Annotated in this window: 15 protein-coding genes and 1 pseudogene; 4 read left to right on the plus strand and 12 right to left on the minus strand. The window is 74.6% G+C overall.

Annotation, left to right across the window (positions count from 1 at the left end):
* Positions 1-122 precede the first annotated feature (122 nt).
* The gene (locus EF903_RS14620) at positions 123-1,046 is read left to right on the plus strand and encodes a LysR family transcriptional regulator (RefSeq protein ID WP_125543658.1); all 924 of its coding nucleotides are present in this window, start codon (positions 123-125) and stop codon (positions 1,044-1,046) included.
* 34 nt (positions 1,047-1,080) lie between these two features.
* Here the strand turns inward: EF903_RS14620 and EF903_RS14625 are convergent, their stop codons facing one another.
* The 5 genes from EF903_RS14625 to EF903_RS14645 all read right to left on the minus strand — a co-directional run bounded on the left by EF903_RS14625 (position 1,081) and on the right by EF903_RS14645 (position 4,800).
* Positions 1,081-1,395 carry a DUF1876 domain-containing protein gene (locus tag EF903_RS14625; RefSeq protein WP_125543659.1) on the minus strand — a complete coding sequence of 105 codons (315 nt, stop codon included), beginning with the start codon at positions 1,393-1,395 and terminating at the stop codon, positions 1,081-1,083.
* Between the two features lie 11 nt (positions 1,396-1,406).
* On the minus strand, positions 1,407-1,607 hold the full coding sequence (locus EF903_RS14630) for a DUF5988 family protein (protein ID WP_399420859.1): 201 nt from the start codon (positions 1,605-1,607) through the stop codon (positions 1,407-1,409).
* Between the two features lie 66 nt (positions 1,608-1,673).
* Positions 1,674-2,384, minus strand: coding sequence for a gamma-glutamyl-gamma-aminobutyrate hydrolase family protein (locus tag EF903_RS14635; RefSeq protein ID WP_125543660.1), 711 nt, complete (start codon positions 2,382-2,384; stop codon positions 1,674-1,676).
* 81 nt (positions 2,385-2,465) lie between these two features.
* The gene (gene eat / locus EF903_RS14640; protein WP_125543661.1) at positions 2,466-3,941 is read right to left on the minus strand and encodes an ethanolamine permease; all 1,476 of its coding nucleotides are present in this window, start codon (positions 3,939-3,941) and stop codon (positions 2,466-2,468) included.
* Positions 3,942-4,053: 112 nt separating this feature from the next.
* Entirely contained in the window at positions 4,054-4,800 is a 747-nt protein-coding gene (locus EF903_RS14645; protein ID WP_125543662.1) for a FadR/GntR family transcriptional regulator, read from the minus strand.
* Between the two features lie 77 nt (positions 4,801-4,877).
* On the opposite strand from EF903_RS14645, the gene EF903_RS14650 reads away from it, so the two are divergent.
* Genes EF903_RS14650 through EF903_RS14660 form a run of 3 tightly spaced genes read left to right on the plus strand, consistent with a single transcriptional unit; the run spans position 4,878 to position 8,467 of the window.
* Entirely contained in the window at positions 4,878-6,242 is a 1,365-nt protein-coding gene (locus EF903_RS14650; RefSeq protein WP_125543663.1) for a glutamine synthetase family protein, read from the plus strand.
* Positions 6,243-6,300: 58 nt separating this feature from the next.
* Entirely contained in the window at positions 6,301-7,665 is a 1,365-nt protein-coding gene (locus EF903_RS14655) for an aldehyde dehydrogenase (protein WP_125543664.1), read from the plus strand.
* 4 nt (positions 7,666-7,669) lie between these two features.
* The gene (locus EF903_RS14660; protein ID WP_125543665.1) at positions 7,670-8,467 is read left to right on the plus strand and encodes a 3-oxoacyl-ACP reductase; all 798 of its coding nucleotides are present in this window, start codon (positions 7,670-7,672) and stop codon (positions 8,465-8,467) included.
* Positions 8,468-8,878: 411 nt separating this feature from the next.
* On the opposite strand, the pseudogene EF903_RS36110 reads toward EF903_RS14660, so the two are convergent.
* The 7 genes and pseudogenes from EF903_RS36110 to EF903_RS14695 form a co-directional block, all read right to left on the minus strand.
* Positions 8,879-9,436, minus strand: a pseudogene (locus EF903_RS36110) (calcium-binding protein); the annotation flags it as partial.
* Positions 9,437-9,590: 154 nt separating this feature from the next.
* The gene (locus EF903_RS14670; protein ID WP_260615301.1) at positions 9,591-10,898 is read right to left on the minus strand and encodes an MFS transporter; all 1,308 of its coding nucleotides are present in this window, start codon (positions 10,896-10,898) and stop codon (positions 9,591-9,593) included.
* A gap of 58 nt (positions 10,899-10,956) precedes the next feature.
* Positions 10,957-12,969, minus strand: a complete 2,013-nt coding sequence (locus EF903_RS14675) for a prolyl oligopeptidase family protein (protein WP_125543667.1) — start codon at positions 12,967-12,969, stop codon at positions 10,957-10,959.
* Between the two features lie 21 nt (positions 12,970-12,990).
* On the minus strand, positions 12,991-14,310 hold the full coding sequence (locus EF903_RS14680) for a glutamate synthase subunit beta (protein WP_125543668.1): 1,320 nt from the start codon (positions 14,308-14,310) through the stop codon (positions 12,991-12,993).
* Between the two features lie 114 nt (positions 14,311-14,424).
* Entirely contained in the window at positions 14,425-14,676 is a 252-nt protein-coding gene (locus tag EF903_RS14685; protein ID WP_125543669.1) for a DUF6225 family protein, read from the minus strand.
* 93 nt (positions 14,677-14,769) lie between these two features.
* Positions 14,770-15,891, minus strand: coding sequence for a S8 family peptidase (locus tag EF903_RS14690; RefSeq protein WP_125543670.1), 1,122 nt, complete (start codon positions 15,889-15,891; stop codon positions 14,770-14,772).
* 96 nt (positions 15,892-15,987) lie between these two features.
* Positions 15,988-16,800, minus strand: an 813-nt coding sequence (locus EF903_RS14695) for an acyl-CoA dehydrogenase family protein (RefSeq protein WP_260615306.1), incomplete at its 5' end; no start/stop codon positions are given.

Below are 16,800 nucleotides of genomic sequence, written 5' to 3' on the forward strand. Positions count from 1 at the left end.
GGGCGCGGTCCGGGTGGCGGAGGCGCGGGGAGGGGCTGTGGTGCTGGCCATGTGCCCCAGCCTCGCCCGGCCGCACCCCGGGCGGCAGAGGCCGCGCACCTATAAGGCCATAAACTGACTTTATGGGTGACGAGGAGTGGGTTCCGCTGGTGCACCGGGTGCCGGACCTGGGCGCGCTGGAGCTGCTGCTCGCCGTCGCGCGCCTGGGCAGCCTCAGCGGAGCCGCCAAGCACATGGGCATCACACAGCCCGCGGCCAGCAGCCGGATCCGCGCGATGGAGGCCCGGCTCGGCGTCGCCCTCGTCGACCGCTCGCCCCGCGGCTCCACCCTGACCGCGCAGGGCGCGCTCGTCACCGACTGGGCCCGCCGGGTGGTGGAGGCCGCCGAGGCCTTCGACGCCGGCGCGCAGGCCCTGCGCGGGCGCCGCGACTCGCGGCTGCGCGTGGCCGCCAGCATGACCATCGCCGAGTACCTGCTGCCCGGCTGGCTGATCGCCCTGCGCGGGCAGCGGCCCGGCACCGCCGTCTCCCTCCAGGCCGGGAACTCGGCGCTGGTCGCGCGGCGGGTCCTCGCGCACGACGCGGACCTCGGTTTCGTCGAGGGCCTGACCGTCCCCGACGGGCTGGACTCGGCGGTGATCGCCGAGGACCGGCTCGTGGTCGCCGTGGCCCCGGAGCACCCGTGGGCGCGCCGCACCAGGGGCGTGGCGGCGGCCGAACTGGCCTCGACCCCGCTCATCCTCCGCGAGCGCGGCTCGGGCACCCGGCAGGTGCTCGACGGCGCACTGGCCGACTGCGGCGGGCTGGCCGCGCCGCTGCTCGAACTGGCCTCCACGACCGCCGTCAAGGCGGCGGCCGTCAGCGGCGCCGGCCCCTGCGTCCTGTCCGAACTCGCCCTCGGCGACGAGCTCGCCGCCCGCCGCCTGGTGCAGGTCCCCGTCTCGGGCGCCGCCCTGGGCCGGGCCCTGCGGGCGGTGTGGCCCGCCGGCTCCCGCCCGGCGGGCCCGGCCCGGGACCTGCTGTCGCTCACCCGCGTCCGGCCCTGACCGGCCGGCCCGTACGCACCGGCCCCGGGGCGCGTCAGCGGCCGCGCCGCGTCGGGTCGTCCGCGTCCTGCGGCCACCCGTAGCCGGTGCGCGGCGGCTCCGGTACGGCGCCCATCGCCGCCAGATCCCGGTCGGCGGCCCGCATCAGCTGCCCCGCCAGGTCCCGCATGGCCCGGCTCGCCGCGAGTTCGTCGCCGATCGCCGGAACCTCGACGTCCTCCGGGTTGCAGCGCGCCGAGCCGCGGCCGACCAGTTGCGCCGTCCCCGTGTCCAGCACGGCGCGGGCGCGGGTCGTCCCGCCCTCCTCCGTGAGCGAGACCCCGACCGTCCATTGCGCGGTGTGTGTCATGGCGCGCCCCGTCACTCTGCGATCTCGGTCCGTTCCCACCACTCGAACACGGGCAGGCTGCCCTCAGGGCCGTCCTGCCGGCGCGCCGTGGCACGGAAGTGCTCGTACCCGCCGCGGTGCGGGACCTTCACGTCCTCGCCGGGAGAGGGGGCGTCGACGACCCGCTCGGACAGGTCCGACGGCCCGCCTTCCAGCACAGCCTTGTTCATCATGCCTCCAGTCTTCCGACCCGCCGGGCGGCCCGCACGTCGGCGCCGGCGGGCCGGACCGGCCGCCGCTCAGCGCACGGTGGCGGGCGTGCGGTCGGCCGCTGCCCCGACGAGCGCGCCCACCACCCGGGTGTCCGTGTCCTGCTCCGGATGCCATTGCACGCCGAGCACCCAGCGGCCGGGGTCGGGCAGTTCGACCGCCTCGACCGTGCCGTCGACCGCGTGCGCCGACGCGACCAGGCCCCGGCCCAGCCGGTCGACGGCCTGGTGGTGGTAGGTGGGCACCTCCGCATCCTCCGGGACGAGCGCCGCGTAGCGCGTCCCGGGGACCGGGCGGACCGGGTGCCGGGACATGACGCCCGGACGGTGCATGTGCCCGTCGATGTGCTGCACCAGGGTGCCGCCGAGGGCGATGTTCAGCGCCTGCATGCCTCGGCAGATGCCGAGCAGCGGCATGCCCGCATCGAGCGCCGCCCCGATCAGGGCCAGCTCCCACTCGTCCCGCACCTTCTGGGCCGGACCCGTGCGCGGGTCGCGCAGCGCGCCGTAGCGGGCCGGGTCCACGTCCGGGCCGCCCGCGACGACCAGGCCGTCCAGCCGGCCCAGCACCTCCGCCGCGGCCCCGGGTGCGCCGTCCGGCGGGAGCAGCACGGCCGCGCCGCCCGCCGCCTGGACGAGCTCGTGGTAACCGCAGGGCACGAGGGACGCGGCGACGTCCCACACGCGGTAGCGGGCGGATTCCTCGACGTAGGTCGTGATGCCGATGAGCGGCCTGGGCACGGGGGCAACCTCCGGTGGCGGGTCGGTCGAACGGGGGAGCGGGGCGAGCGGCGGGACCGGCGGGACCGGCGGGACCGGCGGTCAGTCCCGGGCCAGCTCGGCCTCGGCGCGGGCCAGCGCGGCGAACTCCTCCTCCGGCGCGGAGGCCACCAGGTGGTGCCGACTGTAGAACGCGAAGTAGGCGAGGGCGACGGCGTACACACCCAGGGCGATGAAGGCGGCGTCCTTGTCCACCAGGAAGGTGGCCGTGAGCGCCGCCAGCGCGAGGACGAACGCCGTGGCCGAGGTCGCGGTGCCGCCGGGCGTCCGGTACGGGCGCTCCAGGTGCGGCTCGCGGCGCCGCAGCACGATGTGGGACAGGGCCATCAGCGCGTAGGAGATCGTCGCGCCGAACACCGCGATGTTCAGCATCCGCGGCCCGTCGCCCGTCGCCGCGGCCAGCGCGAAGCCGATCGCGCCCGGGATGAGCAGCCCCGCGTAGGGGGCCTTGCGGCGGGAGGTCAGCGACAGGAAGCGGGGCAGGTAGCCCGCCCGCGACAGGGCGAACAGCTGGCGCGAGCCGGCGTAGATGAGGGAGAAGAACGACGCCACCAGGCCGGCGAGGCCCGCGTAGTTGACGAACGTCTTCAGCCACGACAGGCCGGGGTTGCCCTCCAGCGCCACCACCAGCGGGTTCCCTGCGTCCTTGATCGCGTCGGCGCCGCGCGCCCCCGTCGAGGCGAGGAAGGTCAGCAGCGCCAGCAGCACCAGGACGCCCAGCGAGATCGACAGCGCCCGCGGCATCGAGCGGACCGGGTCCTTGGCCTCCTCGGCCGCCAGGGGCACCCCCTCGACCCCGAGGAAGAACCACATGCCGAACGGGAACGCCGCCCAGATCCCCAGCAGCCCCAGCGGCAGCCACGAGTTGGCCCCGAACGCGGTGGTGTCCACGGCGATGTCGTCCAGCCGCGAGGCGTCGAACTCGGTGAACGCGCCCGCGGCGAACACCACCAGCGCCGTCACGGCCACCGCGGTGACGACGAGGGAGAAGCGCAGCGCCTCGCCGACGCCCCACAGGTGGATGCCGATGAACACCGCGAAGCAGGCCAGGTACACGGGCCAGCCGGAGGTCAGGCCGAAGAGGTGCAGCGACTCGACGTAGTCGCCGATGAAGATGGAGATCGCGGCGGGCGCGAGCACGTACTCGATGAGGATCGCGGTGCCGGTCAGGAAGCCGCCCCACGGGCCGAGGGCGCGCCGGGCGAAGCCGTAGCCGCCGCCCGCCGTCGGCAGGATGGCCGACAGCTCGGCCAGGGAGAAGACCAGGCAGGCGTACATGGCGCCCATCAGGACCGTGGCGGCGGCCAGGCCGCCGAAGCCGCCCTGGGCGAGGCCGACGTTCCAGCCGGAGAAGTCTCCGGAGACGACGTACGCGACGCCGAGGCCGGTCAGCAGCAGCCAGCCGGCGCTGCCGCGGCGCAGGGCGCGGCGCTCCAGGTAGGCGTCGCCGCCCCCGGCGGCGGATCGGGCGGTCTGCGGCACGGCGGCGTCCAGCCGTGCCCCGGTGTCTTCGGCCATGTGCGCTCCCGCTGCCCAGGACAATGGTTGTGCCGCGTACCTTTGCCGCAGGAGTGCGGGATGCGCAAGACCCCTGCGCAAAACGAGCGGGCCGGGCCGGAGGCGAGCGCCCTCAGGCCAGGAAGCCGCGCAGCAGCGCGGCCGTGCCGCAGCAGTGCTCCCGCATCACCTCGCGGGCCGCGTCCGCGTCCCGCTCCAGGACCGCCTCCACCAGGGCGGCGTGCTGCTGCTGCGAGTGCTCCAGGTTCCGCACCAGCAGGGGTATGCAGTCCAGCAGGTCGTTGAGGGAGGCCCTGACGGCCGCGTACTGCGCCGTCAGGGTCGGCGAGCCCGCCAGCTCGCACAGCGCCAGGTGGAAGAGCGTGTCCCGGCGGCGGTAGTCCGCCAGCGGCGCGTCCTGCGTGGCCGCCAGCGCCGCGAGCAGCCGCTCGGCCTCCTCCTCCGGCAGCCCCTGCGCGGCGCACAGCCCGGCCGCCCCCACCTCCAGTACCTCGCGGAAGCGCAGCACGTCCTCCAAATCGACCCCCGCCACGCGCCGGCGCAGCTCGTCCTCGCCGCCGCCCGCCGGGGCGTCCGGGCGCGGCAGTACGAACGTCCCCCCGTACCGGCCCCGCCGCGCCTCCAGCAGCCCCTGCTCCTGGAGCACCTTGAGGACCTCGCGCAGCGTGACCCGGCTGATGCCCATCCGCTCCGCCAGCTCCCGCTCCGGCGGCAGCCGCTCCCCGGCCGGCACCAGGCCCAGCCGGACCACCTGCAGGATCTGCTCCAGGGCCTCCTCGAAGCCGCTGCCCGCCCGCACCTGCCGCAGGACCGGGTTCAGCCGCGCCATCGCGCCGCCCCCGCTCGCCGTGTCGGCCATCTCGGCCCCTCCCCTTCCCAAGCAATGGTTCTTTTCAATACCTTAGGCCCCCTCGGCTCACCGAAGGAGAGATCCCCGTGGTAGACCGCACGCCGCCGCTCGCCCCCGAGGAGCTCCGCGCCCTCGTCGCGAGCGGCGAGATCGACACCGTCGTCCTCGCCTTCCCCGACATGCAGGGACGCCTCCAGGGCAAGCGGTTCGCCGCACAGTTCTTCCTCGACGAGGTCCTCGAACACGGCACGGAGGGCTGCAACTACCTCCTCGCCGTCGACACCGACATGAACACCGTCGACGGCTACGAGATGTCCTCCTGGGAGCGCGGCTACGGCGACTTCGCCATGCGCCCCGACACCGCCACCCTGCGCCGCATCCCCTGGCACCCCGGCAGCGCCCTCCTCCTCGCCGACCTCGCCTGGAACGACGGCACGCCGGTCGCGGCAGCCCCCCGCCAGATCCTCCGCCGCCAGCTCGACCGCCTCGCCGGACACGGCCACACCGCCATGGTCGGCACCGAGCTGGAGTTCATGGTCTTCAAGGACACCTACGAACAGGCCTGGAACGCCGACTACCGCTCGCTGACCCCCGCCAACCAGTACAACACCGACTACTCGGTCCTCGGCACAGGCCGCATCGAGCCCCTGCTCCGCCGCATCCGCAACGACATGCAGGGTGCCGGACTCACCGTCGAATCCGCCAAGGGCGAGTGCAACCTCGGCCAGCACGAGATCGCCTTCCGCTACGACGAGGCACTCACCACCTGCGACCAGCACGCCGTCTACAAGACCGGCGCCAAGGAGATCGCCGCACAGGAAGGCGTCTCGCTCACCTTCATGGCCAAGTTCGACGAGCGCGAGGGCAACTCCTGCCACATCCACCTCTCCCTCACCGACTCCGAGGGACGCAACGCCATGGCGGGCGACGGCCCCGACGGCATGTCCCCCCTCATGCGCCACTTCCTCGCCGGCCAGCTCGCCGCACTCCGCGACTTCTCCCTCCTCTACGCCCCCAACATCAACTCCTACAAGCGCTTCCGCCCCGGCTCCTTCGCCCCCACCGCCGTCGCCTGGGGCCACGACAACCGCACCTGCGCCCTCCGGGTCGTCGGCCACGGCCGCTCCACCCGCTTCGAGAACCGCCTCCCCGGCGGCGACGTCAACCCCTACCTCGCCGTCGCCGGACTCGTCGCCGCGGGCATCCACGGCATCGAGAACGGCCTCGAACTCCCCGACCCCTGCCACGGCAACGCCTACACCGGCGACTACGCCCACGTCCCCACCACCCTGCGCGAAGCCGCCGAACTCTGGGACAACAGCGAGATCGCCAAGGCCGCCTTCGGCCCCGAAGTCGTCGCCCACTACCTCAACATGGCCCGCGTCGAACTCGACGCCTACGACTCCGCCGTCACCGACTGGGAACGCCGCCGCTCCTTCGAACGCCTCTGACCCGCCCCGGCCACCCCGAACCCGCCGAACCCACCGAAGCCCCTCCGAAAGGCACCACGTGTCCGACGCGCTGGAAGTCCTCAACCCGGCCACCGGCGAGACCGTCGCCACCGTCCCGGCCGCCACACGGGACGACGTCGACGCCGCCGTCACCCGGGCCGCCGCAGCCCAGCGCACCTGGGCCGCCGCCGCCCCCGCCGACCGGGCCCGCCTGCTGCGCCGCTTCGCCGCCGCCGTCGACGCCCACACCGAGGAACTCGCCCGGCTCGAAGTCCTCGAAGCCGGACACACCATCGGCAACGCCCGCTGGGAAGCCGCCAACGTCCGCGACCTCCTCGACTACGCCGCAGGCGGCGTCGAACGGCTCACCGGCCGACAGATCCCCGTCCCCGGCGGCATCGACGTCACCTTCCTCGAACCCCTCGGCGTCATCGGCGTCATCGCCCCGTGGAACTTCCCCATGCCGATCGCCGCCTGGGGGCTCGCACCCGCCCTCGCCGCCGGCAACGCAGTCATCCTCAAGCCCGCCGAGACCACCCCCCTCACCGCCCTGCGCCTCGCCGAACTCGCCCTCGAAGCCGGGCTCCCCGAACACCTCCTCCAGGTGCTCCCCGGCCGCGGCGACACCGCCGGCGACGCCCTCGTCGAACACCCCGGCATCGCGAAGATCGTCTTCACCGGTTCCACCCGCACCGGCAAGCAGGTCATGGCCAAATGCGCCGCCCGGGTGAAGCCCGTCACCCTCGAACTCGGCGGCAAGAGCCCCAACATCGTCTTCACCGACGCCGACCTCGAAGCCGCCGCCGCGGCCGCCCCCATGTCCTTCCTCGACAACACCGGCCAGGACTGCTGCGCCCGCACCCGCATCCTCGTCCAGCGCACCGTCCACGACCGGTTCCTCGACCTCCTCGCCCCCCTCGTCGAAGGCGTCGTCGTCGGCGACCCCGCCGACGAGAAGACCCAGATGGGCCCCCTCATCTCCCAGGCCCAGCTCGACCGCGTGCGGTCCTACGTCCCCGACGACCTCACCGCCGTCCGCGGCACCGCACCCGACGGGCCCGGCTTCTGGTACCCGCCCACCCTCGTCACCGGCGCCGACCCCACCGCGCCCGTCGCCGTCGAAGAGGTCTTCGGACCCGTCGCCGTCGTCCTCCCCTTCGACGACGAGGAGGACGCCGTCCGCCTCGCCAACGCCACCGAGTACGGCCTCTCCGGCTCCCTGTGGACCCGCGACGTCGGCCGCGCCCTGCGCGTCTCGCGCGCCGTCGCCGCCGGGAACCTCTCCGTCAACTCCCACAGCAGCGTCCGCTACTGGACCCCCTTCGGCGGCTACAAGCAGTCCGGCCTCGGCCGGGAGCTCGGCCCCGACGCCCTCACCGCATTCACCGAGACCAAGAACGTCTTCATCAGCACGGAGGCCTGAACCCATGACCACCGACCGGACCACCGAAGAGATCGTCTGCCGCCGCCTCGTCGGCCGCACCGCCGTCATCACCGGCGCCGGCAGCGGCATCGGCCTCGCCACCGCCCGCCGCCTCGCCTCCGAAGGCGCCCACGTGGTCTGCGGCGACATCGACGAAACCGCCGGCAAGGCCGCCGCCGAAGAAGTCGGCGGCACCTTCGCCAAGGTCGACGTCACCACCCCCGAAGACGTCGAAGCCCTCTTCAGGACCGCCTACGACACCTACGGCTCCGTCGACATCGCCTTCAACAACGCCGGCATCTCGCCCCCCGACGACGACTCCATCCTCACCACCGGCCTCGAAGCCTGGAAGCGCGTCCAAGACGTCAACCTCACCTCCGTCTACCTGTGCTGCAAGGCCGCCCTCCCCTACATGCAGCGCCAGGGCCGCGGCTCCATCATCAACACCGCCTCCTTCGTCGCCGTCATGGGCGCCGCCACCTCCCAGATCTCCTACACCGCCTCCAAGGGCGGCGTCCTCGCCATGTCCCGCGAACTCGGCGTCCAGTTCGCCCGCGAAGGCATCCGCGTCAACGCCCTCTGCCCCGGACCCGTCAACACCCCGCTGCTGCAGGAGCTGTTCGCCAAGGACCCCGAGCGCGCCGCCCGCCGCCTCGTCCACATCCCCCTCGGCCGCTTCGCCGAAGCCGAGGAGATCGCCGCCGCCGTCGCCTTCCTCGCCAGCGACGACTCCTCCTTCATCAACGCCACCGACTTCCTGGTGGACGGCGGCATCTCCGGGGCGTACGTCACGCCGCTGTAGCGGGGCCGGGCGTACCGGGAAGGGACGTACCGGCGCGGGGGCCGCCTACAGGAAGGTCCGGCCCTCGCCCCGGTACGTCGGCACCGCCGACGCCACACGGTCCCCCTCCACCAGGTGCAGCACGTCGAACCGCTCGCACAGCTCGCCCGCCTTCGCATGCCGGAACCACACCCGGTCCCCGATCAGCAGATCGTCCGCCGCCGCGCCCAGCACGCCATGCCCGCCATCCGGCACACGGGCCGCAACAACGGCCGCCCCGCCGCCGCCGCGCCTGAGGCGTGGGTGGTCCCGGTCGTGGCCGCGGCGCGTGCGCCGGTCGAAGCCGCCGGGCTGGCGGTCGTGGCGGGCCGCGAGGTGGCGCCGGTAGTGGTCGGGCGACTCCTCGCCGGTGGCGGTGGCCTCCGCCGAGGAGTCGCCCGTCAGCTCGTCGTCGCCGGCGCCGCCGTCGAGGACGTCGTTGCCGCCGCCCGAGGCTTTGATGCCGCCGCGGCTGTCGCCGATGATGGCGTCGTTGCCGTCGCCGCCGAACAGCATGTCGTTGCCGCCGCCCGAGGCGCTGGCGCCGAAGGCGATGCTGTCGCCGCCCAGCCGGTCGTCGCCCGGGCCGCCGAACACGATGTCGTTGCCGCCGCCCTCCACGTCCTTCCTGGTGCCGATCAGGTCGCCGCGTACGACGTCGGAGCCTTCGCCGCCGTCGAGCTGGTCGTTGCCGAGTCCGCCGGCCAGGGTGTCGTCGCCGGCGAGGCCGCAGATCAGGTCGTTGCCGCCGAGTCCGTCGACGGTGTCCGCCGCGGCCGAACCGACGATGACGTCGTCGCCCTCAGTGCCGGTGATCTTCCCGGTTCCGGTGATCGTCGCGGTGCGGCCGAAGCAGGTCGCCTCCTCGGCCGCGTCGGCGGCCACCGCCGGCAGCCCGAGGGAGAGCAGCGCGGCTGCCGCCAGGATCAAGGGGGATGTGCGGACGGGCATACGGACCTCCGGTGGTCGCGTGGGAAGCCAACGTCGAACGCCTGTGGACCATAGGTACGCGATGCGGCGGATGCAACGAATGGTCCGGATGTCCGGGGGGAGTCCCTTCGATTGGCCCCCTGCCGGACGCCTCCCCCGTCCGGCGCGCGCCCGCTCAGGCCGGGGTGCCGGCCTCGTGCTCCTCCGCCGCCGCGGCCTCGCGGGCCGCCCGCCGCCGGCGCGCGTCCTCGTCGGTCGCGGAGTCGTACGTCACGAGGGAGGGCAGGAGGGCCGTCAGGGCGGCGACGGCGGCGACGCACAGCAGCCCGCCGCCCCAGAACGCCGAGCGGGTACCGGTCCAGCCGGCCATGGCGCCGGCGCGGACCTGGCCCAGCTGGGGGCCGACGCTGTACGAGAGGACCTCGATGCCGGCGAGGCGTCCGCGGAGCTCCTCGGGAATGGTCTGGTTCCAGATCGTCGCACGGCCGAGCCCGCTGAGCATGTCGCCGGCGCCGGCGACGGCCAGGCACAGCAGCACGAGCCAGATGTCCGTGAGCAGCCCGGCGGCGGCGACGGCCGCACCCCAGACGGCCGCGCCGCACACGACGAACAGGCCGTGCCGGCGGATCCGGGAGGTCCAGCCGCTGGTCATGCCGAGCACCAGGGAGCCGACCGCGCCGGCGGAGTACATGAGGCCGAGCGCCCACACGGCGTCGAGCTCGTCGGCGAGGAAGGGGTAGATCGTGTTGGGGAAGGCGAGGAACATCGCCGCCAGGTCCACGGCGTACGTTCCGAGGAGCACCGGGCGGCTCCACGCGTAGCGGGCGCCCTCGGCGATCCCGCGCAGCGAGGGCCGTTCCGCGCCGGGCGACGGCGGGGCGGGCGCCAGCCGGGTACACAGGAGGACGGACACGGCGAAGCCGGCGACGGTGACGGCGTAGGCGGTGGCGTAGCCCGCGGAGGCGACGACGATGCCGGCGGCGGCGGGTCCGGCGATGGCGCCGATCTGGTAGCGGAGGGCGTTGAGCGCGGCGGCCGCGGTCATCTGCTCGTGCGGCACGATCCGCGCCATGAGCGAGTCCAACGCGGGCCGCTGGAGCCCGGCGAGGGCGGAGACCCCGGCGGCGACGACGTACAGCGGCCACAGCAGCGGCTCGGGCAGCAGGGCGTTGACGAGCAGGAGCAGCGCGAGTACGCCCAGCCCGGCCTCGCTGAGCAGGATGAGCCGCCGCCGGTCGAGGGCGTCGGCGAGCGCGCCGCCGTAGAGGCCGAAGACGACGAGCGGGACCAGCTCCACCGCGCCCATGGCCCCGACGGCGAGCGGCGAGTCCGTCAGGTGCTTGATCTGCAGCGGCAGCGCGATCATCGCCATGAACGAGGTGAAGAAGGTGATCGCACCCTGGAAGAACAGGGTGCGGAAGTCCCGGCTGGAGCGCCAGGGGGCGAGGTCGGGCAGCAGCCGGGACAGGAAGGCGGTACTCACAGCCGTTCATCGTGGGTGACGCCCGAGGGCCCCGGCAAAGGGTTTTCGGCCGCGGGTGTCAGGTCGCGGCGGCGTTCCCCAGGTGCTGCCACAGGAAGGTGAAGGCGAGTGCCTCGTTCGCGGCGGCCTGCTCGTGGTCGGAGGCGCCGCCGTGGCCGCCGCCGGTGTTCTCGTGGAAGAGGACCCGGTGGCCGAGCTCGCGGAGCCGGGCGGCGGTCTTGCGCGCGTGTCCGGGGTGGACGCGGTCGTCGCGGGTGGAGGTCATGAGAAGGACCGGCGGGTAGGGGCGGTCCGCGGCGAGGTTGTGGTACGGGGAGATCGCCTCCAGGTGGGGGCGGTCGGCGGGGTCGTCCGGGTCGCCGTACTCGGCGGTCCAGGAGGCGCCGGCGAGCAGCCGGTGGTAGCGGAGCATGTCCAGCAGGGGGACGCGGGCGACGACGGCGCCGAAGAGCTCGGGGTTGCGGACGAGCATGGCGCCCATGAGGAGGCCGCCGTTGCTGGCGCCGGTGATGCCGAGCCGGCTCGGGGTGGTGATGCCGCGGGCGGTGAGATCGGCGGCGACGGCCGCGAAGTCCTCGAAGGCCCGCACCCGGTCGGCGCCGAGGGCGGCCCGGTGCCATTCGGGCCCGTATTCGGAGCCGCCGCGGATGTTGGCGACGGCGTACGTGCCGCCGCGGGCCAGCCAGGCGCGCCCGGTGACGGCGTCGTAGCCGGGGGTCTGCTGGTCGCGGAAGCCGCCGTACCCGTACAGCAGGGCGGGCCCGGGCCCGCCCTGTTCCTCGGGGCCGACGACGAAGTACGGGACGGCGGTGCCGTCCGCGGACCGGGCGAAGAACTGCCGCACGGCCAGGCCGGCCGTGTCGAAGCGGGCGGGGGCCTGCTTGAGCACCTCCGACTCGGCTCCGATGTGCCCGTACGTGAGCGTGGACGGCTGGAGGAAGCCGGACACGTCGAGGAAGAACTCGTCGGAGGCGTAGGCGTCGGTGTCGGTGATCGCGGCCGACGACAGCGGCGGCACCTCGGCGAGCGGCCGCCGGCTCCACCCGCCGGGCCCGGGGGTGAGGACCTCCAGCCGTGTCGCGACATCGGCGAGGGTGTCCAGCAGCAGATGGCGGCGGGTCCAGCAGTGCCCGGCGAGCGCGGTCCGCCCGTCGGGTTCGAACAGCACCTGCGGCGTACGGTCGCCGGCCAGGAAGGCCTCGAAGTCGAAGACGAGCAGCGACCCCGCCTTCTGCCCGAGCCACGGGCTCTTCGGGGTGACGACGAGCCACTCGCGCCACACGTACTTCCCGGCGTCGTCGGGCACGTCGATCCGCACGAGCCGCTCGCCGTCGACCAGGTGGACCTCGTACCGGAAGAAGTCCGTGGAGCGCGACACGAAGGACCGCTCGTAGCCGGGGGTCGGGTCGTGCCAGCCGGAGGCGGACACGTCGCCGGCCTCCGCTTCGAACACGGTCTGCGCGTCCTCCAGCGGGGTGCCGCGCCGCCAGCGCCGCACGGTGCGCGGGTATCCGGACGCGGTCAGCGAGCCGGGCCCGAAGTCCGTCCCGACGAAGACGGTGTCCTCGTCGATCCAGCCGATCCGCGTCTTCGCCTCGGCGACCCGGAAGCCTCCCTCGACGAACTCCCTGCGCTCCAGGTCGAACTCGCGCACCACGACGGCGTCGGAGCCGTCCCGGGAGAGCATCACCAGGGCGCGGCGGTACTCGGGATGGCGCACGGACGCGCCGGCCCACACCCACTCCTCCCCCTCGGCCGCGGCGAGCGCGTCGACGTCGAGGAGGATCTCCCAGGCCGGTTCGTCCTTGCGGTACTGCTCCAGGGTCGTACGCCGCCACACGCCCCTGGCACGGCCGGCGTCGCGCCGGAAGTTGTACAGGTGGCCGCCGCGGCGGACGGTGTAGGGGATCCGCTCGACGTCGTCGAGGACTTCCCGCAGTTCGGCCCGCAGGGCGTCGTACCGGGGGTCGGCGGCGAGCACGGCGGCGGTCTCGGCGTTCCGCGCGGCGACCCACGCCAGCGCGGACTCGCCTTCCACGTCTTCCAGCCACAGATGGGGGTCTTCGGTCACCCGACGATTGTGCCGTGCCGGTCAGGCGGTCAGCGGCCGGTCGTCGGCGCGCACCGGGGCGGGCAGCTCGGTCCGCCCGGTCAGGTAGGAGTCGACGGCGGCGGCCGCGGCCCGCCCCTCGGCGATCGCCCACACCACGAGGGACTGTCCGCGCCCGGCGTCGCCGGCGACGAACACCCCCTCCGCACCGGGCGCCGCGAAGGCGCCGTCCCGGGCGAAGGTGCCGCGGCCGTCCCGTACCAGCCCCAGCTGCCGCTCCAGCCCGCCACCGCGCTCGGGACCCGAGAAGCCGAGCGCCAGCAGGACCAGCTCGGCCGGGACGACCTGCTCGGTCCCCGGGACGGGGCTGCGGTCCCGCGGTTCGACCCGGCTCAGGCGCAGGGCGCGCACCCGCCCGCCGGGGTCGCCCTCGAACCGCAGCGTGGCCTGGGCGAACAGCCGGGGGTCGGCTCCCTGCCGCCCGCGGGCCTCCTCGTGCGCATGCGAGATCCGGTAGACCTTCGGGTACACGGGCCAGGGCTCGTGACCGGCCCGTTCGCTCCCGGGCTCGGGGTTGATGTCGATCTGGACGACCGACAGGGCCCCCTGCCGCAGCGCGGTCCCGACGCAGTCGGACCCGGTGTCCCCGCCCCCCACCACGACGACGGCGTCGTGGCGCCGACGCAGCTCGGCCGCATCCACCCGGCCCCCCACGTCGCAGCCGGCGCGGAAGACGGTGCCCTCCTGCCGCATCTGTGCGATCCGCCGCTCCAGGTGGGACTTTTCCATCTTGAACGCGGGTATGCCGTACCGCAGGAGCCCCCCGATCCGGTCGTCGCGCTCGTAGACGACGACGGTGTGGCCCACCCTCGTCAGCTGCTGCGCCGCGGCGAGCCCGGCGGGCCCGGAACCGATCACCGCCACGCTCCGCCCGCTGTGCCTTCCGGGCGGCGCCGCGCCGACGTACCCGCTCTCCCACGCGTGGTCGGCGATGGCCTGCTCGACGTTCTTGATGGTCACCGGGGCGCCCTCCAGCGCGAGCACGCACGCGTCCTCGCAGGGAGCCGGACAGAGGCGCCCGGTGAACTCGGGAAAGTTGTTGGTGGCGTGGAGCCGGTCCGAGGCAGCCCGCCAGTCGCCGCGGGCGGCGTACGCGTTCCACTCGGGGATCAGGTTCCCCAGCGGGCACGCGCCGTGGCAGAACGGCACCCCGCAGTCCATGCAGCGGTTGGCCTGGGCGGACACCAGCGGCAGGAGGACCTGCCCGGCGTACACCTCGCGCCAGTCCCCGAGCCGCTCCTCGGCGGGCCGGGGCGGAACAGGGCTGCGCGCGGTGTGCAGGAATCCGAACGGGTCGGTCATACGCCGCCTCCCCGGGTCCGCGGGCGGGCGTTCAGACCAGGCTACGTCGCCGGGCCCGGCTCTTCCCGTCGGAGGCGGCGCGCGGGCCCGCACCCGGGCCCGCACCGGGCACCGTCAGTCCACCTCACGGTGGTAGACACCGGCCAGGGCATCGGCGAAGAGGGTGAACTGCACGCACGCCTCCCCCTCGATCTCCAGCTCCACCGGCTCGGCGGCCACCAGCACGTGGTCGCCGTAACTGTCGAAATCGCCGGGGCTGTCCGCGACGCCGATGTGGATCGGGGTCTCGTCGGGAAGGGCGGCAAGCGCCTCGCGCAGCCGTCCGGCGGTCCATACCTGCGGGTTGTGGTCGAACGTCTCAGCCATGCGGCAGACAGTAGGGCCAGCCGGGGCCCCTGGCGGTGGCGCCGCGCCGTTCCGCCGCGCATGACCGCCCCCGGAGCGGGCCCCCGGTCCCGGTCACAGGCCCTTGGTGTGCAGCAGCCGGTTCGGGGTTCCGGCGGGTACGCCGCCGAGTGCGTCGCGGACCGCCCGGCCGAGGAGCGCCGCGCGGACCTCGGCGGGTGTGGCGGTGGGGTGGGTGGCGAGGTGGAGGGCGGCCGCGCCCGTGGCGTGGGGGGCGGCCCAGGAGGTCGCCGCGGCGTCGGCGGTCGCGGTGCCCGCGCCGGCGAGCGCCGAGGTGATCTCCGCGCCCGGAGCGTACAGGTCCACGCACGCCCCGTGTCCGGAGCCGTGGCTGCCGCCGTCGGTCCAGTGGCGGTCGTCGCGCGTGGAAGCGGCGACGACGATCGCGCCGCGGGCCCCGGCCGGGGAGTGGGCGCAGGCGTCGTCGGCGAAGTTGCCGGCGGACACCACCACGGGGATCCCCGAGGCGATCAGTCGCTCGACCGCTGCGTCCAGGGCGGCGGACCGCTCTGCCAGGTTGAGCGACATGTTGACCACGGCGGGGCGCCGCGCGTGGGCGGCGACCCATTCCACGGCCCTGATGACGGCCGCTTCCGCAGTCGGGCCGGCGGGCGGACCGGCGTCCCTGCGCGCGCCCGGCCCGCTCCCCTCCTCGCAGGCGATGGCCTGGACCCGGACGAGCTCCGCACCGGGAGCGACCCCGTGCGTCCGGCCCGCGATGACGCCGGCGACGAACGTGCCGTGGCCGAGGCCGCCGCCGTCGTGGCAGTCCCCGGCATCGGGGTCGCCGACGAAGTCGGCGCCGAGGACGGCCCGCCCGCCGAACTCGGCGTGCTTCAGGTCGAGCCCGGTGTCCAGGACGTACACGCGGACCCCGGTGCCGTCGGTGGCCGCCGTGAACCGGCCGTCGAGGGGGCCGGTGCGCTGGTCGAGCCGGTCGAGGTGCCAGGGCACACCCGTGCGGACGGCGGGCGTCGCCGTGGGCGGCGGTGCGGACGACGGCGTTGTCGGCGCCGTCGGGGCCGTCGATCCCGGCGGGGCGGCGGTGGAGGAGACGGTGGGCGGTACGGCCGGCTCCTCCTCCGGGGAACAGGCCGCGAGGCCCGCCACGCCCGCCGCCACCGCCACCGCCGCGGCGGCCGCTCTCAGCCCCGCTCCGCCGCGCCCGCGTCCCATACCGGTCCCCTGTCGCCGCTGCTGCCGCCTTGCCGCCGTCGGCGGTGGAGACGTGCGGATCGCCTCCTGCGGTTGCGCCCGCGGCGGAACGGCGCCTCAGCCCCCCGCGGCCTGCGTCCGGGCCCGCCCCAGGACGGCCTCGACGTCCACCCCCGTGGGCAGGGTCCCGTACGCCCCTCCGTGCTCGCCGCCCAGTCGGGAGGCGCAGAAGGCATCGGCCACGGCGCCGGGGGCATGGCGCTGGAGGAGCGCGGCCTGGAAGGCGAGGGCCATGGTCTCGGTGAGCTGCCGGGCCCGGTACTCCGCCTCGGCCGGGTCGGCGAGCTGCTTGTGCAGGCCGGCGACGGCCGCGTCCAGGTGCCGGTCGGCGCCGGCCGCGAGGCCGACCTCGGCGAAGTAGGCCTCGACGGTCTCCGGCTGCCGGGCCATCGCCCGCAGCGAGTCCAGCGCCGCGACGTTCCCGGAGCCCTCCCAGATGGAGGACAGCGGCGCCTCACGGTAGAGGCGCGGCATGCCCGAGTCCTCGATGTAGCCGTTCCCGCCCAGGCACTCCAGCGCCTCCGCGGCGTGCCCCGGGGCCCGCTTGCACACCCAGTACTTGGTCACGGCCAGGGCGATCCGGCGCAGTACCGCCTCGTCGGAGTCCCCGCCCGCCACCCGGTCCGTGGCTCCGGCCAGCCGCAGCGCGGCCGCGGTGGCGGCCTCGGATTCGAGCGCCAGGTCGGCGAGGACGTTGCGCATGAGCGGCTGGTCGACGAGCGCCTTGCCGAAGGCCCGCCGGTGGGTGGCGTGGTGGACGGCCCGGATGGTGCCGAGGCGCATGCCGGACGCGCCGCCGAGGACGCAGTCGAGCCGAGTCGTGTTGACCATCTCGATGATGGTGGCGACCCCGCGCCCCTCCTCCCCCAC

The sequence above is a fragment of the Streptomyces sp. WAC05292 genome, assembly GCF_003949955.1.
Classification (GTDB): Bacteria; Actinomycetota; Actinomycetes; order Streptomycetales; family Streptomycetaceae; genus Streptomyces; species Streptomyces globosus.